We start from the raw sequence: 24,773 nt of genomic DNA on the forward strand, positions 1-24,773 counted from the left end.
AAGGCATCTCCTGGCTCGCGAACCACCTGCGGGAACGTCGCTCCGCCCTCGTCTGCGTCACCCACGACCGGTGGTTCCTGGACCAGGTGTGCACCCGGATGTGGGACGTGCAGAAGGGCTCGGTCTTCGAGTACGAGGGCGGATACTCCGACTACGTCTTCGCCCGCGCCGAGCGCGAGCGGATCGCCGCCACCGAGGAGACCAAGCGGCAGAACCTGGTCCGCAAGGAGCTGGCCTGGCTGCGGCGCGGCGCCCCCGCCCGTACGTCGAAGCCGCGCTTCCGCGTCGAGGCGGCCAACGAGCTGATCGCGGACGTACCGCCGCCGCGCGACACCAGCGAGCTGATGAAGTTCGCGTCGACCCGGCTGGGCAAGACCGTGTTCGACCTGGAGAACGTCACCGTGCAGGCCGGTCCGAAGGTGCTGCTGAAGCATCTGACCTGGCAGCTCGGTCCCGGCGACCGGATCGGCCTCGTCGGCGTCAACGGCGCCGGCAAGACCTCCCTGCTGCGGGCCATGGCGGACGCCGCGCGCAGCGAGGGGGAGAAGCAGCCGGCCGCCGGGCGGGTCACCACCGGCAAGACGGTCAAGCTCGCGTACCTCTCCCAGGAGGTCGCCGAGCTGGACCCGAACCTGCGGGTCCTCCAGGCCGTGCAGCAGATCCGCGACCGCGTCGACCTCGGCAAGGGGCGCGAGATGACGGCCGGGCAGCTCTGCGAGACCTTCGGGTTCAACAAGGAGAAGCAGTGGACGCCGGTCGGCGACCTCAGCGGTGGTGAGCGGCGACGGCTCCAGGTGCTGCGACTGCTGATGGACGAGCCCAACGTCCTCTTCCTGGACGAGCCGACGAACGACCTCGACATCGAGACGCTCACGCAGCTGGAGGACCTGCTCGACGGATGGCCCGGGTCGATGATCGTGATCTCCCACGACCGGTTCTTCATCGAGCGGACGACGGACAGGGTGTTCGCGCTGCTCGGTGACGCGGCGCTGCGGATGCTGCCGCGGGGGATCGACGAGTACATCGAGCGGCGCCACGCCATGGAGGAGGCAGCTGCCGCGGCCGCCGGGGTCGCCGTGAAGCCCGCTGCCGACGCCGCGCAGAAGAGTGCCGCCGACACCCGCGCCACGAAGAAGGAACTCCAGAAGATCGAGCGGCAGTTGGACAAGGTCTCCGAGAAGGAGGCGAAGTTGCATGCGCGGATTGCCGAGAACGCGACGGACTTCTCGAAGGTGGGGGAGTTGGACGCCGAGTTGAGGGCGTTGCTCGGGGAGAAGGAAGAGCTGGAGATGCGGTGGCTTGAACTGGCGGATGACGCGTAGCGGTCGAGCCGGGCGGCCACCCGTCGTTGGGGCTGGTGTGCGAGGCCAAGGCCTCGCGCGCGTCCCGTGAAGGGGGCGTGAAGGAGCGTAACGGGGGCATCACGGGCCGGTTCTCCCTTGGGAACAGGGGAGCGACCGGCCCCATGTGCGAGCGCGTCGCAGTGATAGAAAGAGCCGTCTGAGAACAGTCTGAGAAGCGATACCACGCGGTCACACGGGTGGCTCGAAAGCAGCGAACAGGGGGAAAGCGCTGATGGTTCAGCCACCCGATCAGCCGCCGCAGGGCGGTTACGGAGTACCGCAGAACCCACCACCGCCGTCGCACCCGCAACAACCACAACAACCACAACAACCACAACAGCCGTACGGCTACCCGCAGACGCCCCCGCCGCAGGGCCCGCCCGCACCGGGCCCCGGCTACGGCTACCCGCCCCAGCAGCAGCCGCCCGCGCAGCCGGGTCCGTACACCCAGCCCGGCCCGTACGGCCAGCCGCAGCAGCCCGGCCCGTACGCGCAGCCCGGCCCGTACAACCCCGCGTCGCAAGCCGGTTACGGCTACCCGCAGTCGCAGTACGCGGGCGCGCCCACGCCCCCGCCGGTCGGTGGCGGTGGCGGTGGCGGTGGGTCGAAGAACCCCTTCAAGGGCAGGCCCGCGATGGTCGTCGGGGCGGCCGTGGCCGCCCTGCTCGTGGTGGGCGGCGCCGTGTTCGCCGTGACGAAGCTCGGGGACGACGGCGGGAAGAAGCCGGTCGCCAAGGAGAGCACCGGCCCGTCCGAGGACGACAAGCCCTCCGACGCGCCCTCCGCGCCCGTCAACCCGGGCGACGGCAGCGGCGACGGCGGCGAGGACCTCGACATCTCCGACCTCAACGCGGACCGCGAGGACGGCGAGGCGAAGGTGCTCTGGTACAAGAGCGCACCCGACGCCCCCGGTTCCGGCGCGAGCGCACCCGGCCTGTGGGTCACCGACAAGGTCGCGGTGAAGCCCGCGTACAAGCAGCTGTTCGCCTACAACGTGGGTGACGGCGACCCGGCCTGGGACCCGATCGAGTTCCCCGGCAAGATCTGCGCGGTCACGCCGCAGGAGACCGCCGACGACCGGGCCGTGGTCGCGTACCAGAAGAGCACCTCGAAGAACGCCGACTGCGACCAGCTCCAGCAGATCGACCTGAACACCGGCGCCAAGGGCTGGTCGGCCCAGCTGGAGAAGGGCGACCTGTTCGACAGCGCCCACAGTGTCTCCCTGGCCGTCGCCGGTGACACGCTCGTGGTGGGCCGCTCGCAGTCCGGGACGGCGTACGACATCGACACCGGCAAGAAGCTGTTCGACAAGAAGACCTACGGCCAGTCCTGCTACCCGTCCGGGTTCGCGGGCGGTACGCGGCTGGTCGTCGTCTCCTCCTGCGCGGTGACCACGGAGAAGGAGCACGACGAGGTCCAGGAGCTCGACCCGCGGACCGGCAAGGCCAAGTGGACGCGGAAGATCCCCAAGGGCTGGAAGGTCGAGAACGCGTACTCCGTGGACCCGCTCGTCCTCTACCTCACCAACGAGGAAGAGAACACCTGGAACATCTCCACCTTCAAGGCCGACGGATCGACCCGTTCGCAGGTCGACTCGGACGCCTCGTTCGCCCCCGACTGCGACGGCGGGATCCTCACCGGGGACCTGGCCGGCTGCACCGGTGTCGCGAGCGACGCGAACACGCTCTACCTGCCGACCGAGGAGAAGGACGGCACGAACGAGATCGTCGCGCTGAACCTGGCCACCGGCAAGGAGAAGTGGCGCGTCAAGTCGCCCTCCGCCGACGCGGCGGTGGAGCCGCTGCGGACCGAGGGCGGGAAGCTGATCGCGTACGTCGCGCCGTCGTCGGACGCGGGCGGCCGGATCGTGTCGTTCCCGACCACGGGCGGCAGCCCCACCGCCACCGAGCTGCTGCAGATGCCGGCGAGCGCCGCGGTGATCGAGAGTTCCTTCTACTCGAAGGCCATCGACTACGTGGACGGGCGCTTCTACATCTCCTCGACCCTGCTGAGTGGTGCCGACGAAGCGAAGGAGAAGTTGATGCTGGCCTACGGCAAGTGACAGCCCCGCTCGTCCTCCACCCGACCACCGAGATCCGCTCCGAGGAATCCACGTCATGACGCAGCCGCCGCCCCCGCCGAACCAGCCGCCGAACCAGCCGCCGGGCCAGCCCCAGAACCAGCCGCCGGCCCCGTCCTTGTCCAAGGACCAGCCGCCCGCGCAGCCCCCGGCCCCGGGCCAGCAGCCCCCGCAGAGCGCCCCGCCGCAGGGCGGTTTCGGCGCGCCCACGCCCCCGCCGGCCGGCGGCTTCGGCGCCCCGACGCCCCCGCCGCAGGGCCCGCCCGCGCAGGCCCCTGGCTACGGCTACCCGCAGACGCCCCCACCGGCGCAGCCCGGTTACGGCTACCCGGGCCAGCCCGGTCAGCCGGGTGCCTACGGTCACCCGCAGCCGGGCCCGTACGGCCAGCCGCCGCAGCCAGGTCCCTACGGGCAGCAGCCCTACGGCTACCAGCCGCAGACCATGCCGATGCAGCCGCAGGTGGGGCACGCCCCCGGCGGCCCCGGCGGCAAGAAGAAGCTGAACTCCGCGGCGATCATCATCACCGCGGCGGTCGCGGCCATCGCGCTCATCGTCGGCGGCGGCGTCTACATCGCCACCTCCAAGGGCGACGACGACAACGGCAAGAAGGACACCGCCAGTTCGGAGGGCACCTCCGGCGGCAAGGACGACACCAAGGGTGACGACGACGGCGGTTCCTCCTCGTCCGGCGGTTCGTCGTCCGGCGGCGTGGAGATCCCGACCACGGCGCAGGAGAAGGCACCGTCCAGCCCCAGCGCGAAGATCCTCTTCCAGGTGCCCGCGCACGAGGTCAAGGAAAAGCTCCAGATCGACAGCGTCAAGGGCTCCTGGCTGACGAAGACCACGTACGCCAAGTCCGCGCTCAACAAGATCGTCGGCTACGACCCGGACAGCGGCAAGACCAAGTGGACGCTGGACCTGACCGGCCAGACCTGCGCGGGCTCCCGTGAGATCACCACCGAGGGCATCGCCGTCGTGGTGACCGAGTCGGCCAAGCGCAAGAACAACGACGACCGCCAGCCCTGCACCGAGGTCACCGCGTTCAACGTCGAGACCGGCAAGGAGGTGTGGACCAAGAGCGCCGACCTCAGCGGCAGCAAGGTGCCGTTCGGCGAGGTCACCATCTCCGGTACGACGGTCGCCGCGGCCGGCGGCTACTCCGGTGGCGCCGCGTTCGACGTCAACTCCGGCAAGGTGCTGTGGTCGCCGAAGGCCGGCGAGTGCACCGACGAGGGCTACGCGGGCGGCGCCCAGCTGATCGCGGTCCGCAAGTGCGGCGACTACGGCAGCGAGACCTTCGAGATCCAGCTGCTCGACCCGAAGTCGGGCAGCGTCAAGTGGACGTACAAGGTGCCCTCCGGCATCCAGCGCGCCAAGGTCATCTCCACCAACCCCGTCGTCTTCGGTGTGGTGACGGGCAGCGACGTCCCGCTGACCGGCACGACCGACATCTTCTCCCTCGACGGCAAGGGCAAGCTGCGCGCCAAGATCTCCATCCCGGACGACAAGTACGACTACGAGTGCCCGGTCCGCGGTGTCTGGGCCTGCCGGGGCATCTCCGTCGGCAACGACAAGGTGTACATGCCGACCAAGAGCCACGACGGCACCGGCGCCTACAGCTCCACCAACGAGATCGTCTCCTTCTCGCTGGCCACGGGGAAGTCCACCGGTGACCGCGTGGACGCGGGCGACGACCACGAGCTGTTCCCGATCCGGATGGACGGGCCGAACATCATCGCCTACAAGGACGGCCCGTACGACAAGGGTGCCCAGATCGTCTCCGTCGACGGCAAGACGCTGAAGCAGACCAAGCTCCTGGAGACCCCGGCCTCCGAGTCGGTGCTGCGCGCGATCAGCGCCATGACGCCGACGATGAGCGAGATGCTCTACACCGACGGACGGTGGTTCATCGGCTCGGAACTCGTCAGCAAGCCGTACTCGGACGACGAGAAGGAGTACACGGCGCTCGGCTTCGGGGCGAAGTAACCCCACGCGCCCCCTCGACCTCGTTCCACGGCCCCGCCCCAGCTCAGGGGCGGGGCCGTGCACGTATCCCGCATCACGCTCGAATCGGAGGGAATTTCGGTAATCCGGGCACTTCTCTCCCGTAGGGGGAGCGCAACGTCGAACAAGCGTGTAGCTTCCGGGGGCATGAAGAGCGGGCGTCGACGGGCGAGTCGACGGGAAGTCGGGGGGCTTCTGTCCGCGAGGTCCGGTGGGCGGCCATAGTGGGCAACCATCTGGGGGACTGTGGGGGACTGGGGGGTGGGGTGGCTCGATGGGAGTGCGGCTCATGGTGGTCGACGACCACCGACTGCTGGCCGAGGCGTTGGCCTCGGCCTTGAAGCTGCGGGGACACCGGGTGCTGGCGGCGGCGGCGCCCGCCGCGGGCGCGGCGGAGCTGGTGATCAGCAGGGCACCGGAGGTGTGCCTGCTCGGCACGGCGACGCCCGCCGAGCCGGGGATCTTCGACCCGGTGGTGAAGATCAAGCGCGAACGCCCGCAGGTGGCGGTACTGGTCCTCGGACCGGTGCCCAACCCGCGCGGCATCGCGGCGGCGTTCGCCGCCGGCGCCTCGGGCTACGTCCGGCACGACGAGCGCATCGAGGGGGTCGAACGGGCCATCATGAAGGCCCGCGCGGGCGAGGCGGCGGTGGCACCACAGCTCCTGCAGAGCGCCTTCGGCGAACTGCTGAACCCCGCCGCCCAGCCGGACGACGAGGGCCAGCGGCTGCTCCAGATGCTGACGCCTCGCGAGGTCGAGGTGCTGGTCCGGGTCGCGGACGGCGAGGACACCCGCCTCATCGCGGCGGGCATGGGCATCGCCCCGTCGACGGCCCGCACGCACGTCCAACGGGTCCTGATGAAGCTGGGCGTCGGCTCCCGCCTGGAGGCGGCGGCACTGGCGGCCCGCACGGGGTTGCTGGACCGGGCGGGGCCGGTGCGGCAGGGGCCGGGGGTTGAGAGGTAGGAGGCTGGCTGCTTCTTGGCCCGGCGGCTGCTTCCGGCCCGCCGGCTACCTCTTGACCTGTCCACACAGGGTGTGGTCGATGAGGTCGGTGATGCCTCGGATCTGCCGCGCGGCGGTCTCCTCCTCACCCGGCCGGCTGTGGACGGCGACGGTGACGGAGGTACGGCCGTCGGCCGTCGTCCCGGGCCACGTCAAGGACCCGAAGTTGCTGCCGCTGTGGCCCCAGTAGCCGCCGCCGCACGTCAACGGCGTCCACTCCAGCCCGAGCCCGTAGCGGGCCCCCGGCACCTCACCGGGCGCGTCCGGCACGGCGACGGTACGGCGCATCTCGGCGAGCTGGGCGGGGGCGAGAAGCCTGCCGCCGAGCAGCGCGGAGAAGAAGCGGTTGGTGTCGGCGGCCGTACTGATGATCGACCCGTCGGCGTCCCCGTCGAAGGGGAGGTAGGCGAGCGTGGTGTCGGTCATCGGGGCGTCGACCCCCGGCTCGAACTGCTGGTAGTTACGGGCGTGGGGGCGGGGCAGTGTCGGATCGTTGCCCGGCGCGTAGGTGCGCGTGAGCCGCAGCGGCCGCAGGATCCGCTCGCGCACCTCCTCCTCCCACCCCCTCCCGGTGACCGCCTCGATCACCATTCCGGCGAGGATGTAGTTGGTGTTGCTGTACTCCCAGCGGGCGCCGGGCTCGAAGACGGGCGGGTGGGTCATGGCGAAGGCGACGCGCTGCCGCGAGGTGTACGTGGTCGACCGGTGCTTCAGATACCCGGCGGCGCTCAGCTCGGGCACGACGTCGGCGATGTAGTCGGGCAGCCCGCTGGTGTGCTGCAGCAGCTGCCGTACGGTGATCCGGCTGCCGTCGTTCCCACTCCCCTTCACCACCCCCGGCAGCCACCGTTCCACACGGTCCTCCAACGACAGCCGACCCTCCCCGACGAGCTGCAGGACGACGGTCGCGACGTACGCCTTGGTGGTGCTCCCGATACGGATGTACCCGGCGGGGGGTACGGGTGCGCCGGTACGGAGGTCCCCGACACCGCTGCGGGCGGCCCGCGTTCCCCGGGGCCCGTCCAGCCGCACGGCGACCCCGGTCACGCCGCTGTCGCGCAGGGCGTCGGCGTCGCGCTGGAGAGGGTCCGCTGCCGCTTGGGCGTGGGCCGGGGCGAGGGCGGAGAGAACGGCGAGCGCGAGGGCGAGGACGGTGGTCGAGAGGGCGCGGGGGGTGGTCATGGGGCCACCGTAGAAACGGGCGTCCCCACCCGCCATGCAGTGAACCCCCGCGTGTCGCCGGGGGCTTACCTCAGCTTGTCGTACGGAAACCCACCGGCCTTTATGTGACGGAGGAGTCCGGCGAGGGGGGTGGGGGTGGTGCGGAGGTGGGTGGCCGGAGAGTCGGATTCACGGAGTCCGAGCAAGTGGGTCGATATGGAGGCCAGTTCGATGCATGTGTTGCCTTCGCCGCCTCCGGAGAACGTGGACCTCTGCCAGCGCAGCGCGTGATTCATGCAGCTCACAGCTCCTTCAACAGGCGGTGGATGAAGTCCCGTGACGCGACGGGATCCAGCGACGCGTTCTCCACCTTACGGAAGAGTGTTCGGAGCTGTTTCAACTGCGCTTCCGCGTCGATGAACAGGGTGCCCGTGGGCGAGTCGCGCAGCACGGTGTCCAGTTGGGGCACCGGGCCACCCAGGTACATCATCGAGGTGGCCGCACCGGCAAAGCCGTCTTGGTCGAGGGGGATGACGCGCACCGCCGCGTGCCCCTGCTCGATCTCGTCCAGGATGCGGCGGAGTTGGAGGACCGAGGTCTGCCGATCAGCCACTCGGACCCGCAGCGCGAATTCGTGAACAATCGTCTCGTACGGCAGTGGATTCCCGCCCTCGATGACCGCGCGTCGGCGCATCCGGTGTTCCACCCGGGGAGACAGCTCGCTCTCGGGCAGTTCCGGACGTGTGTAACTGAATACCGCTCGCGCGTAGTCGGCGGTTTGGAGCAGCCCAGGCACGTAGGTGATGGCGATCTCGTGCAGGAACGTCGCGTGGTGCTCCGCCTCGGCGACGTCCAGATTCACCTGGGGCAAGACGCCTCGATATTCGTCCCACCAGCCGCGCGTGCGGTCGGCCGCGATGGCCACGAGTGCCTCGATCAGTTCCGTGTCCGTGCAGGCGCAGTGAGCCGCCAGCCTGCGCAGCCGTTCCTCGCTGATCGCCGAACTGCCGGCCTCGATCTGGCTCATGTGGGCCGAACTCGCTCCCAGGAGCCCCGCCACCTCTTTGGCGGGCTTGCCCGCCGCCTCCCGCAGCTTGCGCAGCTCGGATCCCAGGCGCACCTGTCGTGCCGTGGGCTGGTTCCGCATGGTCATCCGAGTAACTGCCTCTCCGTGACTCCTCGTTCGGGTGCAGATTACGGCAGACAGCTGCGAGGGTATTAATTTCTACCCTACCGTCCGTGATGCGCCGCGCACTCTGCGGTATCGCCGGGCATCCGGAAGCGCACCACTCCGTCCTGCCGCGACGGCTGAGGCAATGCCACCACCCGCCCGAACAGCTCCCCGCCCCCGAACGGAGTTCAACCATGCCCGAAGCGCCGGCCGAACCCTGGGAGTACGTCCTCCACATCCCCCACGACCCCCGAGCCGTCACCGTCTCCCGCCGCACCCTCCGGCTGATCCTCACCGCGCACGGTCTGGCCGCCCTCCTCGACCCCGCCGAACTCCTCGCCACGGAACTGATCGCCAACGCCGTGCTCCACACCAAGGGCCCGGCGGCCCTGCGCGTCCGCTGGTCGGGCAACACCCTGTGGATCGGAGCCTGGGACGCCGACCCCGAACCCCCGGAACCCCCGTGCCACTTGGCCGAGCCCGACACGGAGACCGGCCGGGGCCTCGCTCTCGTACGCGCGTGCACGGACATCTGGGGCTGGCAGCCGTCGTCCCGGTTCGGTCACCCAGGCAAATACGTGTGGTGCGAACTGATGACCGCGTAGCTCGTTGAGCATCCCGACAGAAAGGAGATCCGATGGTCAGCTCGCCCCACGAGGCGCTGCACCGCATCTTCCAGAAGGACCCCTCGCTGCTCACCCGCACCCTGCAGCGGGTGTTGCACGTGCCCTTCCCCGAGCCGCGCGAGTTCGCCGCCATGAACGTCGACCTCACGGAGATCGAACCGGTCGAGCGGCGCGTGGACACGCTGTTACGGGCGGAGACCGACGAGGGGACGTATCTGCTGGTCGTCGAGTCCCAGGGCAAGAAGGACGAGGCCAAGCAGCGCAGTTGGCCGTACTACCTCAGCTACCTGTATGCGAAGTACCACTGCGACCCGGTGTTGATCGTGATCACCCAGAGCCGTGCCACGGCGCGCTGGGCGGCGCAGCCCATCCATCTCGGAGTGCGTGGACGTCCCTCTCTGACGGTACGGCCGCTCGTGCTGGGCCCGGACAACGTACCGGTCATCGCGGACGAGCGGGCGGCCGAGCGGGACGTTTCTCTCGCGGTGCTCTCGGCGATGACGCATGGCAAGGGCCCCAAGGCTGCCGCCATACTGGAATCCCTGGTGGCCGCCCTGCATACCATCGACGCGGAGAGCGCCGCGGTCTTCGTGCAGTTCGTCGACTCGTGCCTGAAGGACCCCGAGGCACAGCAGATCTGGAGGGACCTCATGACGGATACGCAGTACTTCTGGCGACACCCACTCGCTGAGCAGACGCGTGAGGAAGGCAGGGAGGAAGGCCGGATCCAGGCGCAGATCGAGATGATCTTCAAGACCCTCGAATGGCGCGGCATCCCGGTGCCGGACCACGTCCGCGAACGAGTCACCGACTGTCCTGACCGGGCCCAGCTCATGATCTGGGCGGAACGAGCCCTTCGGGTGACCGCCGCCGAGGATCTGTTCCGCTGATCGGGTAGTGCGTACCGGGGTCGAGCGCCTGTGCGGGGCGGCGGTCCTTTGTCCCCGCCCCGCACAGGCGGAAGGTCTACTCCGGGCGCTCCCCCCCGGCCTGCTCTAACTTCGCGGCGGTTCTGAAGACCGTGGACCCCGACACCGCGTCGGTGTTCGCGGAACTGGTCGTCCGACAGCGCGTACGCAACTGCACCGATCCCGACCTCCTCCAGATCTGGGTGGACCGCGCCTACGACGTCACCGACGCCGCCGAGCTGTTCGACGACGACCAAGCCTGACCCGGCCGGCGTGTTCGCTCACTGGTGCGTCCCGGACGTGGGCGCACCAGCGGCAGTGTCCGCCGCCGCGATCTTCGAGGCGGCGGCGCCATCCTTGAGCTGAGTGAGGCCTTCGGCGGCCCCCGGCTCTGGACATGTCGTCAGAGACCCGTCGGTGACACCCGCGACACCCGCCAGGCGCGTGGCCGCGGACGCGCATCGGTGGACGGGTCCGTCATCCCCCTTCTGCCAGGACGTCAGACAGAAGACGTAACGGCCTTTCGGCAGGTCGTCGACGACGTCGGTCAGGCCTGATCCTGGGTTTCGCGTGACCGTTCGACGCTGCCGGGTCACCGGAGCGGATCCCCTGAACACCCGCCGGTCCTTCCGGTGGTGACCCCCGCCCCGTCGCGCGCGACGCGTTTCGTCCCCCTCACGCCCTCACCGGTGCCCCGACCTGTGGGCTTTGACAGGTTCGCGATCTGTGCTCCATCATCAATTCACTAGTCGACTAGTGAAATGGTGGTGAAGGGGTTGGAGTTCCGCATCGACAGGCGGAGCGGGGTCGCCGCCTATCAGCAGATCGTTCAGCAGACCAAGCAGGCGCTGCGGCTCGGCGTACTCGGGCCCGGCGACCAGTTGCCCACCGCCAAGGCGGTCGCGCAGACCTCCGCGGTCAACCCCAACACCACGCTCAAGGCGTACCGCGAGCTGGAGCGGGAGGGGCTGGTCGAAGCGCGGCCGGGGCTGGGGACGTTCGTGAGTCAGTCGCTGGCCCGTCCGCAGGCGCCGGTGGATTCGCTGCTGCGCGGCGAGCTGGAGAGCTGGATGGACCGGGCCCGCGAGGCGGGTCTTGAGCAGGACGACGTGACCGCTCTGGTCACGTCGGTGATGGAGGAGCGGTACGCCGGGACCGGGCCTGCCGCCGAGCACGCGGGACCAGCCGGACCGGCAGGGACGAAAGAACCAGCAGGGACGAAAGAACCAGCAGGAACCGCAGGAACCACAACACCAGCAGGAACCACAGGAACCACAGGAACCACGGGGACAAGGGGACACGCATGACGAGCTACGAAACGGGCTACGGGGGGCCGGCGGACACGTCCGCGATAGAAGCCCGCGGGGTGGGCCGGAAGTACCGCCGGGGCTGGGCGCTGCGGGACTGCTCCTTCCGGCTGCTGGCCGGGCGGATCTGCGGTCTGGTCGGTCCCAACGGGGCCGGCAAGACCACGCTGATGGCCATCGCCGCCAACCTGCTGAAGCCGACCACCGGCACCCTGCGCGTGTTCGGCGCGGCCCCGGAGTCCGCGGAGGCCACTCGGCGTACCGCGTTCCTCGCCCAGGAGAAGCCCCTGTTCCGGCGCTTCACCGTCGCCGAGACCCTGCGGATGGGGCGAGAGCTGAACCTCGGCTGGGACCAGCGGGCCGCCGAGGACATCGTCCGCGCGGGCAACGTGCCCCTCGACGCGAAGATCGGCACGCTCTCCGGCGGCCAGCGCACCCGGGTGGCCTTCGCCGTCTCCTTCGGCAAGCGCCCCGACCTGCTGCTCCTCGACGAGCCGATGTCCGACCTCGACCCGCTGGTGCGCCACGAGCTGATGGGCACCCTGCTGGCCGAGGCCGCCGAGCGCGGCACCACCGTGCTGATGTCCACCCACATGCTCGCCGAGCTGGAGAACACCTGCGACTACCTGCTGGTCATCGCGGGCGGTCGGCTGCGGCTGGCCGGTGAGGTCGACGAACTGCGCACCTCCCACGCCGTGCTGACCGGGGTCCACTCCGACGGACGGACGCCCCCGGAGCTGGCGTACCACACCGTGGTCGAGACCCGCACCAGCGGACGGCAGTTCACCTCACTGATACGCCCCGACGGGCCGCTCACCGGCGGCCCCTGGGAGGCGAGCACCCCGAACCTGGAGGAGCTCCTGCTGGCCTATCTGCGCTCTCCCGAGGCCCCGCCGCTGATCAGTCCCAGTTCCTACGTCGCCCCGCAGGCGGTGGCGGCATGAGCACGGTGACCAGCACCGACAGCACCTCCTACGACTCCGCCGCCGCAGAGGCCGGCCGTGGCCGTGGCCTCCGGCTCAGCGGCATGAACTGGCTCGTCTGGCGTCAGCACCGCGCCGCCTACTGGACGCTGCTGGCCGCCGCCGCGGTCACCGTCGCGGTGCTCGTCCACCAACGCCAGGAAATGATCACGTACCTCGACGGGTACGGCTATCCCCACCTCACGTCCGGCTGGGAGGACAAGTTCGACCAGAAGCCACTCAACGCGGCCGCTGGTCTGCTCGGGCTCCTGCCCGTCGTGATCGGCGTGCTCCTCGGTCCGCCCCTGCTCGCCGGCGACCTGGAGAGCGGCACCGCCAAGCTGGTCAACGCGCAGTCCGTGAGCCGCGTCCGTTGGCTCGCCACCAAGCTCGGTATGACCGCGCTCGTGGTCGTGGTGTGCGCCACGGCGGTCTCCGCCGCGTTCACCTGGTGGTGGTCGCCGGTGAAGTCGACGTCCTACGTCCTGACCTGGGCCGAAGCCGGCGCCTTCGACAGCAGCGGACCCGTGCCCGTGGCGCTCACCCTGCTCACCGTCTTCGGTGGTGTGGCGATCGGCATGCTGCTGCGCCGGACCCTGCTGGCCATGGTCGTCACCCTGGGCTTCGCCGTCGCGCTGCAGGTGGTGTGGTCGTACGTCCGGACGTCCCTCGGGAACGTCGTCACGGTCACCAGCCACAACGGTGTGGGTGAGAACAGCCAGCCGAGCCTGCCCGACAACGCCTACGTCCTGGACGAGTTCTACCTCACGGCCTCCGGTGACCTCATCGGCTGGGGCAGCTGTGCCGAGGCCACGGAGAAGGCCCGCGAAGCCTGCCTGGACAAGGCACAGGTCGTCGGCTGGTCGGTCGACTACATCCCGTTCTCCCAGATGGCGTCCATGCAGTGGCTCGGCGCCTCGATCCTGCTGGCCCTGACCGCCGGCATCGCGGCGTTCGTCATCCTCTGGGGTCGCAAGCGCCTCGTCTGACCGTCCGGCAGGCGCCTCGTCCGACCCGATTCTCCGGCGGTCTTCCGCCCCCTACGCGGCCGAGCGGCCACCGTGTCGCTCCGCCGCGCCCTGATGCTGCCCCGAACCGGTGAGCGCATCGCCATGAACCATGTCGAAAGGCCTGAGTTGAAGTCGCACAAGCGCAGGAAACGCGTGGTCACCACCGTCCCGTTGGCGGCCGCCCTGGCGGCGGCGCTCGGCGCCGGGCTGCTGGCGAGCACGCCCGACAGCGCCCAGGCCGCGCCCTCCACCGGCACCGGCGCCCCCGCGAGGACCGTCACCCTCGTCACCGGCGACCGGGTGACCCTCGACGCCGAGGGCAAGGTCACCGGCGTGGTGGCTGCCGAGGGCCGTGAGGGGATGGCCTTCCGCGTCCAGCAGGCCCAGGGCCACGCGTACGTGCTGCCGCGCGACGCCGAACCGCTGATCGCGAACGGGACCGCCGACCGGCGGCTGTTCGACGTGACGCAACTGGTGAGTTCGCGCTACGACGACGCCCGCCGCTCCGACCTGCCGCTGATCGTCACCTACGACAAGGGCGCATCCCTCTCGGCGAGTACGTTCCGCAGCTCGGGCGCGACCGTCCGGCGGGACCTGCCGAGCATCAACGGCGACGCCGTCCGCGCCCGCAAGTCCGAGGGCGCGGACCTGTGGGAGACCCTCACCAGCGGCACCGGCTCCGCGAAGGTCAGGAAGATCTGGCTGGACGGGAAGGTGAAGGCGACCCTGGACAGGAGCGTGCCGCAGATCGGCGCGCCCGCGGCCCACGCGGCGGGCTACGACGGCAAGGGCGTCGAGGTCGCCGTCCTCGACAGCGGTGTCGACGCCACGCACCCGGACCTGAAGGACCGGATCGCGGCGGCGAAGAACTTCTCCACCGCCGCGGACACCGTCGACCGAGCGGGGCACGGCACGCACGTGGCCTCGACGATCGCGGGCTCCGGGGCCGCGTCTCCCGCGGGCGCGAAGTACGAGGGCGTCGCGCCCGGCGTCCGGCTCCTGGTCGGCAAGGTGCTCGACGACTCCGGCGAGGGCGACGACTCCGGCGTCATCGCCGGCATGCAGTGGGCCGTCGCACAGGGCGCCAAGGTCGTCAACATGAGCCTGGGCGGCACCGACACCCCCGGCATCGACCCCGTCGAGCAGGCCGTCAACGACCTGTCGGCCAGTTCCGGCGCCCTGTTCGTCATAGCCGCCGGCAACGAGGGCCCGGGCGAGGGCACCATCGGCACCCCCGGCAGCGCGGCCGCCGCGCTCACCGTCGGCGCGGTCGACCGCCCGGACGCCATCGCCGAGTTCTCCAGCCGCGGCCCCACGCCCGACGGCTTCCTCAAGCCCGACGTCACCGCGCCGGGCGTGGACATCGTCGCCGCCAAGGCCGCCGAGGGCTCCATGGGCGACCCCGCCGCCGACGGCTATGTCGCCATGAGCGGTACGTCGATGGCGACCCCGCACGTGGCGGGCGCCGCCGCGATCCTGGCGCAGCAGCACCCGGACTGGACGGGCCGGCAGATCAAGGCCGCCCTCACCGCCTCCGCGAAGCCGACCGCCGCCACCTCCGCCTACACGCAGGGCACCGGCCGGGTGGACGTCGCCAGGGCGATCGACCAGCGGCTCACCAGCAGTCCGACCGCGCTGGGCTTCGGGACACAGGCGTACCCCCACACCGACGACCAGCCGGTCACCAAGGACGTCACCTACCGCAACGCGGGCACCGAGCCGGTCACCCTCGACCTGGCCACCGAGGCCTACGGCAACGACGGAAAGCCCGCCGTCGAGGGCCTGTTCACGGTCTCCCCGCAGCGGCTCACCGTCCCGGCGGGCGGTGAGGCGACCGCCACCGTGACCACCGACACCCGCGTGGGAACGGCCGAAGGAAGCTTCGGCGGCTCGCTGACCGCCACCACCGCCGACGGCACGACGACCGCGCGCACCTCCCTCGGCGTGGTCCGCGAGGTCGAGTCGTACGACCTGACCATCAAGCACCTCGACCTCAAGGGCAAGGCCTTCGGCGACGCCTTGACGAGTATCTACGGCCTGGACAACGACGTCTGGACGGAGGCCTCCGACGAGAAGGACGGCGAGGTCACCATCCGTCTGCCGAAGGGGCGTTACGCCCTGGAAGGCATGCTCCGCACCGCCGGCACCGGAGGGTCCGTGCTGCTGTACCCGAAGTTCGCGCTGACCAAGGACACGACCCTGGTCATGGACGCCCGGAAGACGAAGCCGGTCAAGATCACCGTTCCGGACGGCGCGGCCAGGCCCGCGGGCGCGATGTTCTTCTTCCACGTCGACGTCAACGACAAGCCGTACACCTCCGTGTACGACGTCCCCTCTTTCGGCAGCATCCGCGTCGGACAGCTCGGTGCCCCGGCGCCGGCCGCCGAGGTGTCCGCGATGTACCACGGCATCTGGACCCACAAGTCCGTCAACTACCGGCTGGCCTGGAACCGTACGGGCGACCTGTCCGGCTTCACCAAGAACGTCAAGCGCTCACAGCTCACCAAGGTCAAGGTCGTCGTCGGTGCGCCCGTCAAGGGCAAGACCACGACCATCGCCGCCGCACCGCTGATGTACGGCGGCTTCTACAACCAGCACTCGACCGCGGGCCGTCTGCCGCTGACCGGCACCGACTACGTCCTGCCCAACGGAATCAAGTGGTTCTACCAGGCCAGCCAGTACGGCGCCCCCGACGCCGAGGGCGAGCCGACGTGGGAGAGCACGCAGGCCGGCGTCCCCAGGGCGTACGCGGCGGGCAAGGACCACACCCAGCGCTTCAACACCGGCGTCTTCGGCCCGACCCTCCCCTCGGGCCCCCTCGCTACCGTCCTCGACCGGCCCGAAGCGGTACGCGTCGGCGACACCTTCACGGCGTACGTCCCGCTGTTCTCCGACGGCGTCGGCAACCTGGGGACCTCCGGCCACACCAAGGCCAGGAGTTCGCTCCACGCCGACGGCCGGAAGATCTTCGCTGTGAACGATCCTCTGAACGGTGACGCGTACACGGTTCCCGCGGGCAAGCGCACCTACAAGCTCGCCGTGGACGTCTCCCGCGCTCCGGCGCGGTACGCGGTCAGCACCCGTACGACCGCCGCCTGGACCTTCACCTCGGCCCACGTCCCCGGTGACACCCCCGAGCGGCTCCCGCTGACCGTCGTCCGCTACACGCCCAAGCTGTCGACGGCCAGTACCGCCAAGGCCGGTACGACCCTCACCGTGCCCTTCGGCCTGGAAGGCGCGGCCACCAAGGTCGGCACGCTGCGCAAGCTGGCCTTCACCGTCTCCTACGACGACGGCAGGACCTGGAAGAAGACCACCGCCGTGAACGGCAAGCTGCTCAAGCTGCGCAGCCCCGCCAAGCCCGGCCCCGTCTCCCTTCGCGTCACCCTCACCGACGCCGACGGCAACACCCTGACCCAGACCATCCACCGCGCCTACCGCACCACCACGTAGGACGACGGACGACGCAGTCGGCCCCCGCCGGTCGCCCCGGCGGGGGCCGACTGCGTCGCGCCGGGACCGGCGGTCGGTCGGCGACGAAGCCAATAGTTCCAATCTGGTGATCTTTGTTTGTTTGTGATGGTGACGAACGTCGGAACTTGTGCTTTGATGTGTTTGGTTCTGTTTGATGGGTGGGATGGGGAGTCCGGCGTGAAAAAGACCTCGACCCGGCTGGCCGACGGTCGTGAGCTGATCTACTACGACCTGCGCGACGACACCGTGCGCGACGCGGTGGACAAGCGGCCCCTGGAGCGCACCGTCACCACTTCGGAGGTGCGCCGGGACCCGCTGCTCGGTGACTCCGTCGCGATCGCCTCGCACCGGCAGGGCCGCATCTACCACCCCCCGGCGAACGAATGTCCGCTCTGCCCCTCCGAGGGCGACCGGCTCAGCGAGATCCCGGACTCCTCGTACGACGCCGTGGTGTTCGAGAACCGCTTCCCGTCGCTGGCCGGTGACTCCGGCCGCTGCGAGGTCGTCTGCTTCACCTCGGACCACAACGCCTCGTTCGCCGACCTGACCGACGAGCAGGCCCGCCTCGTCCTGGACGCGTGGACCGACCGCACCGCGGAGCTGTCGCACCTCCCCTCCGTCGAGCAGGTGTTCTGCTTCGAGAACCGCGGTGCCGAGATCGGCGTGACCCTGGGGCACCCGCACGGGCAGATCTACGCGTACCCCTTCACCACGCCCCGCACCGCGCTGATGCTGCGCTCACTGGCGGCCCACAAGGACGCCACCGGCGGCGAGAACCTGTTCGACGCCGTCCTGGCGAGCGAACTCGCGGGTGAGCGGGTGGTCCTGGAGACCGAGCACTGGGTCGCCTTCGTGCCCTACGCGGCGCACTGGCCGTACGAGGTGCACCTGTACCCGCGCCACCGGGTGCCGGACCTCCTCGGCCTCGACGAGGACGCGCGCTCAGAATTCCCCAAGGTCTATCTGGAACTCTTGAGGCGCTTCGACCGGATCTTCGGCGAGGGTGAGCCTCCGACGCCGTACATAGCGGCCTGGCACCAGGCCCCGTTCGGCACGCTGGAGGAGTTCGAGGGTGTCCAGCGCGAGGACTTCGCGCTGCATCTGGAGCTCTTCACCATTCGCCGCACCACCGGCAAGCTGAAGTTTCTCGCGGGTTCCGAATCCGGCATGAACGTGTTCATCAACGACGTGCCGCCGGAGCGCGCGGCCGAGCGACTGCGAGAGGTAGCGAGTTCATGAGCGGTAAGTACCTGGTCACCGGTGGCGCGGGCTATGTCGGCAGCGTGGTCGCCCAGCATCTGCTGGAGGCGGGCCACGAGGTCGTCGTCCTCGACAACCTCTCGACCGGCTTCCGCGAGGGCGTGCCCGCCGGCGCGTCCTTCATCGAGGGCGACATCCGCGACGCCGGCAAGTGGCTCGACGGCTCCTTCGACGCCGTCCTGCACTTCGCCGCGTTCTCGCAGGTCGGCGAGTCCGTCGTGAAGCCCGAGAAGTACTGGGACAACAACGTCGGCGGCACCATGGCGCTGCTCGCCGCGATGCGCGAGGCGGGCGTCCGCAAGCTGGTGTTCTCCTCCACCGCCGCCACCTACGGCGAGCCGGAGACCACCCCCATCGTGGAGTCCGCGCCGACGAGGCCGACCAGCCCGTACGGCGCCTCCAAGCTGGCCGTCGACCACATGATCACCGGCGAGGCCGCCGCCCACGGCCTGGGCGCCGTCTCGCTGCGCTACTTCAACGTCGCCGGGGCCTACGGCTCCTGCGGTGAGCGCCACGACCCCGAGTCGCACCTCATCCCGCTGGTGCTCCAGGTCGCGCAGGGCAGGCGGGAGGCGATCTCCGTCTTCGGCGAGGACTACCCGACCCCCGACGGCACCTGCGTCCGCGACTACATCCACGTCGCCGACCTCGCCGACGCCCACCTGCTGGCGCTGGACGCCGCGCGGCCGGGCGAACACCTCATCTGCAACCTGGGCAACGGCAACGGCTTCTCGGTGCGCGAAGTGATCGAGACCGTCCGCCGGGTCACCGGCCACCCGATCCCCGAGGTCGTCGCCCCGCGCCGGGCGGGCGACCCCGCCACCCTGGTCGCCTCCGCCGCCACGGCCCGCGAACGGCTCGGCTGGAACCCGTCGCGCGCGGACCTCGCGGAGATCGTGGCCGACGCGTGGCGGTTCACGCAGGAGCGGGCCCAGTAGTTCACACGGGCACGCGCGCGGTGGTTCGCGCGGGCGTGTGTGCGGTGGTTCGCGCGGGCGTGTGTGCGGTGGTCCGCGCGGGCGCGGGCCCAGAGGTCCACGCGGGTGGCGCGGCGCGGGTCGCGTGACGCGCCGCAGAGGCGCGGATCCGCACCCCGCGCGCCAAGTAGTGTGCCGGCTCGGCCAGTTCGTCGGCCGAGCCGGTTCGTCGGTCGAGTACGGAAAGGTCAGGGTCAGGGGATGAGCGAGGCTGTCGTCGTCGCCGAGCGGTTCGAGGAGCTCTACGGGGCGGCGCCGGAGGGAGTGTGGGCCGCGCCGGGCCGGGTGAACCTCATCGGCGAGCACACCGACTACAACGACGGCTTCGTCATGCCCTTCGCCCTCCCGCACACCACCGTCGCGGCCGTCTCCCGGCGCACGGACGGCGTCCTGCGCCTGCACTCCGACGACGTCGAGGGCGGCGTGGTCGAGCTGTCCCTCGACGCGCTGACCCCGGAGGCCGACCGCGCCTGGACGGCGTACCCGTCGGGCGTGGTCTGGGCCCTGCGCGAGGCGGGCCACACGGCGGTGACCGGCGCGGACATCCATCTGACCTCCACGGTCCCGACGGGCGCCGGTCTCTCCTCCTCGGCGGCGCTGGAAGTGGTCGTGGCCCTCGCCCTCAACGACCTCTACGACCTGGGCCTCAAGGGCTGGCAGCTGGCCCGCCTGTGCCAGCGCGCGGAGAACGTCTACGTCGGCGCCCCGACCGGGATCATGGACCAGACGGCCTCCGCGTGCTGCGAGACCGGCCACGCCCTGTTCCTCGACACCCGGGACCTGTCCCAGCGGCAGATCCCCTTCGACCTGGCCGCCGAGGGCATGCAGCTCCTGGTCGTCGACACCCAGGTCAAGCACTCCCACAGCGAGGGCGAGTACGGCAAGCGCCGGGCCGGCTGCGAGAAGGGCGCCGCCCTGCTCGGCGTCGACGCGCTGCGTGACGTCGCCTACGACGAGCTGGACGCGGCCCTCGCCCGCCTCGGCGACGACGAGGAGGTCCGCCGCCTGGTCCGCCACGTGGTCACCGAGGACCAGCGCGTCGAGCGCGTGGTCTCCCTCCTGGAGTCGGGCGAGACCCGCGCGATCGGCCCCGTCCTGGTCGAGGGCCACGCCTCGCTCCGCGACGACTTCCGCATCTCCTGCCCCGAGCTGGACCTCGTCGTCGACACCGCCCTCGCCGCCGGCGCCCTCGGCGCCCGGATGACCGGCGGCGGCTTCGGCGGCTCCGCGATCGTCCTCGTCGACGCGACCGACGCGGACGCGGTCACCAAGGCGGTCGAGGAGGCCTTCGCCGACGCCGCGTTCACGGCCCCGCGCGTCTTCGTGGCGGTGCCCTCGGCGGGGGCGCGGCGGGTCTCCTGACGTGAAACGTGCATGATGATGCCACAAGGTGAACCTTGTGGCATCATCGGCGCATGACCGAGATTGCGATCAGCGCGGCCCGTTCTCAACTCGGCGACCTCGTCCGGCGGGCCGCTCACGGCCGCGAGACCATCGCCCTCACCGACCACGGGCACGTGGCCGCGCTTCTTGTCTCACCGCAGGTGATAGAGGATCTCGAAGACGCCCTGGCTCTTGCCGACTATGAGCGGCGCAAGGCCGAGGGCGCCCTCGAAGAAGGCATCTCGCACGAGGAAGTCGGGCGGATGCTGGGGCTGCGCCCGTGATCTACCGCATCATCTGGGAACCAGGTGCTACGAGCGCGGCTGCGCGGTTTCTCGCGGACGACCCAGTGGGCCTCGCCGCTGTGTACGAGGCAGTGGACACCCTGGCCAAAGCACCTCGACCCGCGAACTCCACTGTCTACGGCTCCAAGGCCAGGCGCCTGCGGGTCGGCCGTTACCGCGTTCTCTATCTGGTCCACGATGACGTCATCCGCATCCTCGTCACGAACCTGGGACGCACCCCGTAGCAGCGGCGTCAGCCGGGGCTTCGTCGGTCTCGGCTCACCCCAGCCTCTTCGTCAGCGTGTACTCCGTGATCCCCGGCGGATAGTCGGGGATCACGCACACCACCTCGTAGCCGAGCCGCTGGTAGAACTCCGGCGCCTGGAAGTCCCAGGTCTCCAGACGGCAGGAGCGGGCGCCGCGTTCGTCGGCGGCCAGCCGTTCGGCCCGGGCGAGGATGCGCGAGCCCAGACCCTCTCCCCGGTGGCGCTCGTCGACCCAGAGATAGGTGACGTGGAGCCAGGTCGCCCAGGTGTGCCCGACGAGGCCGCCGACGAGTCCACCCGCCTCGTCCATGACCCACACATGGAGCGGGACGTCGCGTTCACCGGGGGTACCGCGCAGCCCACGGAGGATCGGCGAAGCGGCGGTATTGCTGGCACGCAGCCGGGAAAGCAGCAATTGGCCACGTTCCCTGTCGACTTCTGTCTCCATACGAAACATGCGGCACACGATAAACGCGCTGGACAACCAGTTCTGCAAATTAGCTTCCGCTCCTGCCCCCCGGCCTTACTCTGATGAACAGCGCCGGTGGGGGCCGGTGCTGATCAGGGGGCGAGACAGTCGGGTACGACGCCCGGTGTGGGGGTAGCGGTTCAGCACGGCGGCGGCCGTGCGGCTGCGACGCCCCGTCCCAGGTGTAAACCGGGGCACGCTCCGGGCGCCGTACTCGCGCCGGTCGTCCCCCGACCAGTGGGGGTTTCAGTGGTTCGCATCCGAGTCCTGGTCGTCGACGACCACCGCATCTTCGCCGAGTCGCTCGCGGCGGCGCTGGCCGCCGAGCCGGACGTCGACGTGTCCGCCGCCGGCAGCGGCCCCGCCGCGCTGCGCTGTCTGGACCGCGCGGCGGCGGAAGGACGCAAGTTCGACGTGCTTCTGGTCGACGCCGATCTGGGAGGCCAGGCACAGGTCCCGGGCGCGCGGCCGACCGCCGTACCCGTGCCGGACGGCAGCGAGGACGGGCTCGTGGACGGCATATCGCTCGTCGCGGGCGTGCGTTCGGGACAGCCGAGCGTACGGATCGTCGTCCTCGCCGAGAAGGACGATCCGCGCCGGGCCGCGCTGGCCCTCCAGGCGGGCGCGTCCGGCTGGGTCGCCAAGGACTGCTCGCTCTCCCGGCTGCTCACCGTCATCCGGGGTGTGCTGCGCGAAGAGACACATCTGCCGCCCGCGCTGCTCACCGGCGTCCTGCGGGAGCTGACCGCCGCGCGCAAGCACCGCACGGAGAGCGAGCGGCTCGTCGAGTCCCTCACCCCGCGTGAGCGGGAAGTGCTCCGGTGCATGGTGGCGGGCCTGGGGCGCAAGGCCGTCGCCGAGCGCCTGTTCCTCTCCCCGCACACCGTCCGCACGCATATGCAGAACGTCCTCGGAAAGCTGGGCGTCCACTCCACCCTCGCCGCCGTGGCCCTCGCCCGACGCGCGGGCGTGGGGCCCGTCGACCTGGGGCCCGCCGGCCGGATCATGCCGGAGGAGAGCAGCAGCGCCTGACATCCGCCGGTGAACGGGGTCCGATGCGTGCAGGACCCCGCTGTCTTCGGCAGGGCCCGCTCGGCGACGACACCCCCTAGCCGGGGATGTTGTCGAACGGGGCGGTCAACTGGCGCAGCAGGCCGGCCAGCTCGCCGCGCTGGGCGCGGGAGAGTTCGGCCAGGATCGCGCGTTCCTGGGTGAGAAGACCGGCGAGTGCCTGGTCCGCCCGGTCCCGGCCCTCGTCCGTGAGCCGGACGAGCACGCCCCGGCGGTCACTGGGATCGGGCAGGCGCTCGACCAGGCCCTTCTTCGTGAGCCGGTCGATACGGTTGGTCATCGTGCCCGACGTCACCAACGTCTGCGTGAGCAGCTGACCGGGCGAGAGCTGGTACGGGTCGCCCGCCCGCCGCAGCGCCGTCAGCACGTCGAACTCCCACGGCTCCAGCTGGTGCTCGGCGAACGCCAGCCGGCGCGCGCGATCCAGGTGCCGGGCCAGTCTGCTCACCCGGCTGAGTACTTCCAGCGGCTCCACGTCGAGGTCGGGGCGCTCCCGGCGCCACGCTGCGACCAGCCGATCGACCTCGTCCTCCATGGCGATCAGTGTAGTGGTTGTGTCGATGTGAAGTCTCTTGATGTAGAGATGGTTAGGAGCAAGTCTCTTGACTTCGAGATAAGTGCGGTCGAGAGTGGGGATGCCTGTGACAGGTCAGCGATGACGAGACGACGAGGAGGACGTCCCCATGCCCGCCACCGACCCCACCTGGGACCCCCGCCAGTACCTGCGGCACGCCGGTCACCGCGCCCGTGCCTTCGTGGACCTGCTCGCCCACATCCCCGACCCGCCCGCCGCGCACCCCCGCGTCGCCGACCTCGGCTGCGGCCCCGGCAACGTCACCCGGCTCCTCGCCGACCGCTGGCCCACCGCGCGCATCACCGGGTACGACAGCTCGCCGGAGATGCTCGACCGGGCCAGGGCCGACCACGAGGGGCCCACCCCGGGCGGCGGCGGCATCGACTTCGCCGCCGCCGACGTCCGTACCTGGGTGCCCCCGGAGCCGTACGACCTGATCGTCTCCAACGCCACGTTCCAGTGGGTGCCCGGGCATCTCGACCGCTTCCCCGCCTGGGTCGACGCCCTGGTCCCCGGCGGCACCTTCGCCTTCCAGGTCCCCGGGAACTTCGACTCGCCCAGCCACCGCCTCATGCGCGAACTGGCGCACTCCGCGCGCTGGGAGAACCGCCTCGGCGACACCCTCCGCCACGCCGACGCGGTGCACACCCCCGTCGAGTACCACGCCGCCCTCGCCGACCTCGGCTGCGAGGTCGACGCGTGGGAGACGACGTACGTCCACCTCCTCCAGGGCGAGGACCCGGTGCTCGACTGGGTCAGGGGGACGGGCCTGCGCCCGGTCCTCACCGAACTGGGCCCGGACGCGGAGCCCTTCGTCGCCGAGTACCGCACCGCCCTCCGTGAGGCGTATCCGGCCACCGCCCACGGCACCCCGTTCCCGTTCCGCCGCATCTTCACCGTCGCCCACAAGCCGGAGACCGGCCGATGATCACCGCCGTCGACCACGTCCTGCTCGCCGCCCCGCCCGGCATGGAGGACCGGCTGCGGGCGTACTACGTCGGCGTCCTCGGGATGGCGGAGATCCAGAAGCCGCCCGCGCTCGCCGTGCGGGGAGGGTGCTGGTTCGCGTCGGGGGAGGTGCTGCTGCACCTCGGGGTGGAGGCGGATTTCCGGCCGCCGAGGAAGGCCCACCCCGGACTGCGGGTGCGGGGCATCGACGCGTTCGCCGCCCGGCTGGCCGGGCGTGGGGCCGTCGTCATCTGGGACGACGGCCTGCCCGGGTATCGGCGTTTCTACTCCGAGGACCCGGTGGGGAATCGGCTGGAGTTCCTGGAGCCGGTCTGAGCCCCGTCGTTCAGGTCGCGAGTCCTCAGGGGTGGCGGGGTCCTCGCGGGGCGAGGCGGCCGGTCGATGTTGTGCAGAATATTGACGGCAGGCGAATGTGCGCCTACCTTCGCGGTGTTCCTCCCTCGTTCCCCCTCAGCTCCAGGGAGACC

General features: G+C 70.5%; 24 protein-coding genes. 19 read left to right on the forward strand and 5 right to left on the reverse strand.

Annotated elements, in window-relative coordinates:
• Window positions 1-98: 98 nt before the first annotated feature.
• The 4 genes from K1J60_RS25905 to K1J60_RS25920 all read left to right on the forward strand — a co-directional run bounded on the left by K1J60_RS25905 (window position 99) and on the right by K1J60_RS25920 (window position 6,395).
• Entirely contained in the window at window positions 99-1,322 is a 1,224-nt protein-coding gene (locus tag K1J60_RS25905; protein WP_450167278.1) for an ABC-F family ATP-binding cassette domain-containing protein, read from the forward strand.
• 253 nt (window positions 1,323-1,575) lie between these two features.
• Complete coding sequence (locus K1J60_RS25910) at window positions 1,576-3,405, forward strand: outer membrane protein assembly factor BamB family protein (protein WP_220648278.1); 1,830 nt, start codon at window positions 1,576-1,578, stop codon at window positions 3,403-3,405.
• Between the two features lie 55 nt (window positions 3,406-3,460).
• Complete coding sequence (locus K1J60_RS25915) at window positions 3,461-5,410, forward strand: outer membrane protein assembly factor BamB family protein (protein ID WP_220648279.1); 1,950 nt, start codon at window positions 3,461-3,463, stop codon at window positions 5,408-5,410.
• A 292-nt stretch (window positions 5,411-5,702) separates the two neighbouring features.
• The gene (locus tag K1J60_RS25920) at window positions 5,703-6,395 is read left to right on the forward strand and encodes a helix-turn-helix transcriptional regulator (RefSeq protein ID WP_220648280.1); all 693 of its coding nucleotides are present in this window, start codon (window positions 5,703-5,705) and stop codon (window positions 6,393-6,395) included.
• Between the two features lie 45 nt (window positions 6,396-6,440).
• Here the strand turns inward: K1J60_RS25920 and K1J60_RS25925 are convergent, their stop codons facing one another.
• The 3 genes from K1J60_RS25925 to K1J60_RS25935 form a co-directional block, all read right to left on the reverse strand.
• The gene (locus K1J60_RS25925; RefSeq protein WP_220648281.1) at window positions 6,441-7,616 is read right to left on the reverse strand and encodes a serine hydrolase domain-containing protein; all 1,176 of its coding nucleotides are present in this window, start codon (window positions 7,614-7,616) and stop codon (window positions 6,441-6,443) included.
• 65 nt (window positions 7,617-7,681) lie between these two features.
• Window positions 7,682-7,891: a DUF397 domain-containing protein gene (locus tag K1J60_RS25930; RefSeq protein WP_220648282.1), complete on the reverse strand. Its 210-nt coding sequence runs from the start codon at window positions 7,889-7,891 to the stop codon at window positions 7,682-7,684.
• 5 nt (window positions 7,892-7,896) lie between these two features.
• Entirely contained in the window at window positions 7,897-8,748 is an 852-nt protein-coding gene (locus K1J60_RS25935) for a helix-turn-helix domain-containing protein (protein ID WP_220648283.1), read from the reverse strand.
• Window positions 8,749-8,960: 212 nt separating this feature from the next.
• On the opposite strand from K1J60_RS25935, the gene K1J60_RS25940 reads away from it, so the two are divergent.
• The 12 genes from K1J60_RS25940 (at window position 8,961) to K1J60_RS25995 (ending at window position 21,202) form a co-directional block, all read left to right on the forward strand.
• On the forward strand, window positions 8,961-9,371 hold the full coding sequence (locus K1J60_RS25940) for an ATP-binding protein (RefSeq protein ID WP_220648284.1): 411 nt from the start codon (window positions 8,961-8,963) through the stop codon (window positions 9,369-9,371).
• 32 nt (window positions 9,372-9,403) lie between these two features.
• Window positions 9,404-10,282, forward strand: a complete 879-nt coding sequence (locus K1J60_RS25945) for a hypothetical protein (protein WP_220648285.1) — start codon at window positions 9,404-9,406, stop codon at window positions 10,280-10,282.
• 131 nt (window positions 10,283-10,413) lie between these two features.
• Window positions 10,414-10,563, forward strand: a complete 150-nt coding sequence (locus K1J60_RS25950) for a hypothetical protein (RefSeq protein WP_220648286.1) — start codon at window positions 10,414-10,416, stop codon at window positions 10,561-10,563.
• Window positions 10,564-11,061: 498 nt separating this feature from the next.
• The gene (locus tag K1J60_RS25955) at window positions 11,062-11,607 is read left to right on the forward strand and encodes a GntR family transcriptional regulator (protein WP_220648287.1); all 546 of its coding nucleotides are present in this window, start codon (window positions 11,062-11,064) and stop codon (window positions 11,605-11,607) included.
• Window positions 11,604-12,551: an ABC transporter ATP-binding protein gene (locus K1J60_RS25960; protein WP_220648288.1), complete on the forward strand. Its 948-nt coding sequence runs from the start codon at window positions 11,604-11,606 to the stop codon at window positions 12,549-12,551. Before K1J60_RS25955 ends, K1J60_RS25960 begins: the two co-directional genes overlap by 4 nt.
• Window positions 12,548-13,558 (forward strand): ABC transporter permease subunit, encoded by a 1,011-nt coding sequence (locus K1J60_RS25965; RefSeq protein ID WP_220648289.1) that lies wholly within the window; start codon window positions 12,548-12,550, stop codon window positions 13,556-13,558. The genes K1J60_RS25960 and K1J60_RS25965 overlap by 4 nt, the downstream gene beginning before the upstream one ends.
• A gap of 93 nt (window positions 13,559-13,651) precedes the next feature.
• Window positions 13,652-17,032 carry a S8 family peptidase gene (locus K1J60_RS25970; protein WP_220651702.1) on the forward strand — a complete coding sequence of 1,127 codons (3,381 nt, stop codon included), beginning with the start codon at window positions 13,652-13,654 and terminating at the stop codon, window positions 17,030-17,032.
• Window positions 17,033-17,230: 198 nt separating this feature from the next.
• Window positions 17,231-18,292: a galactose-1-phosphate uridylyltransferase gene (gene galT / locus K1J60_RS25975; protein ID WP_220648290.1), complete on the forward strand. Its 1,062-nt coding sequence runs from the start codon at window positions 17,231-17,233 to the stop codon at window positions 18,290-18,292.
• A complete protein-coding gene (galE, locus tag K1J60_RS25980) occupies window positions 18,289-19,251 on the forward strand; it encodes a UDP-glucose 4-epimerase GalE (protein ID WP_220648291.1) in 963 nt (320 codons plus the stop codon). The genes galT and galE overlap by 4 nt, the downstream gene beginning before the upstream one ends.
• 240 nt (window positions 19,252-19,491) lie before the next feature.
• Window positions 19,492-20,652, forward strand: coding sequence for a galactokinase (galK, locus tag K1J60_RS25985; RefSeq protein ID WP_220648292.1), 1,161 nt, complete (start codon window positions 19,492-19,494; stop codon window positions 20,650-20,652).
• A gap of 53 nt (window positions 20,653-20,705) precedes the next feature.
• Window positions 20,706-20,957, forward strand: coding sequence for a type II toxin-antitoxin system Phd/YefM family antitoxin (locus tag K1J60_RS25990; protein WP_220648293.1), 252 nt, complete (start codon window positions 20,706-20,708; stop codon window positions 20,955-20,957).
• The gene (locus tag K1J60_RS25995) at window positions 20,954-21,202 is read left to right on the forward strand and encodes a type II toxin-antitoxin system RelE family toxin (RefSeq protein WP_220648294.1); all 249 of its coding nucleotides are present in this window, start codon (window positions 20,954-20,956) and stop codon (window positions 21,200-21,202) included. The genes K1J60_RS25990 and K1J60_RS25995 overlap by 4 nt, the downstream gene beginning before the upstream one ends.
• Window positions 21,203-21,236: 34 nt before the next feature.
• On the opposite strand, the gene K1J60_RS26000 is transcribed toward K1J60_RS25995, so the two are convergent.
• Window positions 21,237-21,680 carry a GNAT family N-acetyltransferase gene (locus K1J60_RS26000; protein ID WP_259407919.1) on the reverse strand — a complete coding sequence of 148 codons (444 nt, stop codon included), beginning with the start codon at window positions 21,678-21,680 and terminating at the stop codon, window positions 21,237-21,239.
• Between the two features lie 261 nt (window positions 21,681-21,941).
• Between K1J60_RS26000 and K1J60_RS26005 the strand changes: the two genes are divergently transcribed.
• Entirely contained in the window at window positions 21,942-22,724 is a 783-nt protein-coding gene (locus K1J60_RS26005; protein ID WP_220648295.1) for a LuxR C-terminal-related transcriptional regulator, read from the forward strand.
• A gap of 76 nt (window positions 22,725-22,800) precedes the next feature.
• Here the strand turns inward: K1J60_RS26005 and tamR are convergent, their stop codons facing one another.
• Window positions 22,801-23,298: a MarR family transcriptional regulator TamR gene (gene tamR / locus K1J60_RS26010; RefSeq protein WP_220648296.1), complete on the reverse strand. Its 498-nt coding sequence runs from the start codon at window positions 23,296-23,298 to the stop codon at window positions 22,801-22,803.
• A gap of 148 nt (window positions 23,299-23,446) precedes the next feature.
• Here tamR and K1J60_RS26015 point away from each other — a divergent pair, with 148 nt between their 5' ends.
• Window positions 23,447-24,265 (forward strand): trans-aconitate 2-methyltransferase, encoded by an 819-nt coding sequence (locus K1J60_RS26015; protein ID WP_220648297.1) that lies wholly within the window; start codon window positions 23,447-23,449, stop codon window positions 24,263-24,265.
• Entirely contained in the window at window positions 24,262-24,621 is a 360-nt protein-coding gene (locus K1J60_RS26020; protein ID WP_220648298.1) for a VOC family protein, read from the forward strand. The genes K1J60_RS26015 and K1J60_RS26020 overlap by 4 nt, the downstream gene beginning before the upstream one ends.
• Window positions 24,622-24,773: the final 152 nt, after the last annotated feature.

The organism is Streptomyces akebiae (genome assembly GCF_019599145.1).
GTDB lineage: Bacteria > Actinomycetota > Actinomycetes > Streptomycetales > Streptomycetaceae > Streptomyces > Streptomyces akebiae.

Coding starts and splice junctions, on each gene's coding strand:
- K1J60_RS25925 (WP_220648281.1), bottom strand. CDS start 7,616: ATGACCACCCCCCGCGCCCTCTCGACCACCGTCCTCGCCCTCGCGCTC.
- K1J60_RS25905 (WP_450167278.1), top strand. CDS start 99: ATGTGGGACGTGCAGAAGGGCTCGGTCTTCGAGTACGAGGGCGGATAC.
- K1J60_RS25955 (WP_220648287.1), top strand. CDS start 11,062: ATGGTGGTGAAGGGGTTGGAGTTCCGCATCGACAGGCGGAGCGGGGTC.
- K1J60_RS26000 (WP_259407919.1), bottom strand. CDS start 21,680: ATGTTTCGTATGGAGACAGAAGTCGACAGGGAACGTGGCCAATTGCTG.
- K1J60_RS25965 (WP_220648289.1), top strand. CDS start 12,548: ATGAGCACGGTGACCAGCACCGACAGCACCTCCTACGACTCCGCCGCC.
- K1J60_RS25960 (WP_220648288.1), top strand. CDS start 11,604: ATGACGAGCTACGAAACGGGCTACGGGGGGCCGGCGGACACGTCCGCG.
- K1J60_RS26020 (WP_220648298.1), top strand. CDS start 24,262: ATGATCACCGCCGTCGACCACGTCCTGCTCGCCGCCCCGCCCGGCATG.
- K1J60_RS25945 (WP_220648285.1), top strand. CDS start 9,404: ATGGTCAGCTCGCCCCACGAGGCGCTGCACCGCATCTTCCAGAAGGAC.
- K1J60_RS25970 (WP_220651702.1), top strand. CDS start 13,652: ATGCTGCCCCGAACCGGTGAGCGCATCGCCATGAACCATGTCGAAAGG.
- K1J60_RS25920 (WP_220648280.1), top strand. CDS start 5,703: ATGGGAGTGCGGCTCATGGTGGTCGACGACCACCGACTGCTGGCCGAG.
- K1J60_RS25990 (WP_220648293.1), top strand. CDS start 20,706: ATGACCGAGATTGCGATCAGCGCGGCCCGTTCTCAACTCGGCGACCTC.
- galE (WP_220648291.1), top strand. CDS start 18,289: ATGAGCGGTAAGTACCTGGTCACCGGTGGCGCGGGCTATGTCGGCAGC.
- tamR (WP_220648296.1), bottom strand. CDS start 23,298: ATGGAGGACGAGGTCGATCGGCTGGTCGCAGCGTGGCGCCGGGAGCGC.
- K1J60_RS25930 (WP_220648282.1), bottom strand. CDS start 7,891: ATGAATCACGCGCTGCGCTGGCAGAGGTCCACGTTCTCCGGAGGCGGC.
- K1J60_RS26015 (WP_220648297.1), top strand. CDS start 23,447: ATGCCCGCCACCGACCCCACCTGGGACCCCCGCCAGTACCTGCGGCAC.
- K1J60_RS25910 (WP_220648278.1), top strand. CDS start 1,576: ATGGTTCAGCCACCCGATCAGCCGCCGCAGGGCGGTTACGGAGTACCG.
- K1J60_RS25935 (WP_220648283.1), bottom strand. CDS start 8,748: ATGACCATGCGGAACCAGCCCACGGCACGACAGGTGCGCCTGGGATCC.
- K1J60_RS25915 (WP_220648279.1), top strand. CDS start 3,461: ATGACGCAGCCGCCGCCCCCGCCGAACCAGCCGCCGAACCAGCCGCCG.
- galK (WP_220648292.1), top strand. CDS start 19,492: ATGAGCGAGGCTGTCGTCGTCGCCGAGCGGTTCGAGGAGCTCTACGGG.
- K1J60_RS25940 (WP_220648284.1), top strand. CDS start 8,961: ATGCCCGAAGCGCCGGCCGAACCCTGGGAGTACGTCCTCCACATCCCC.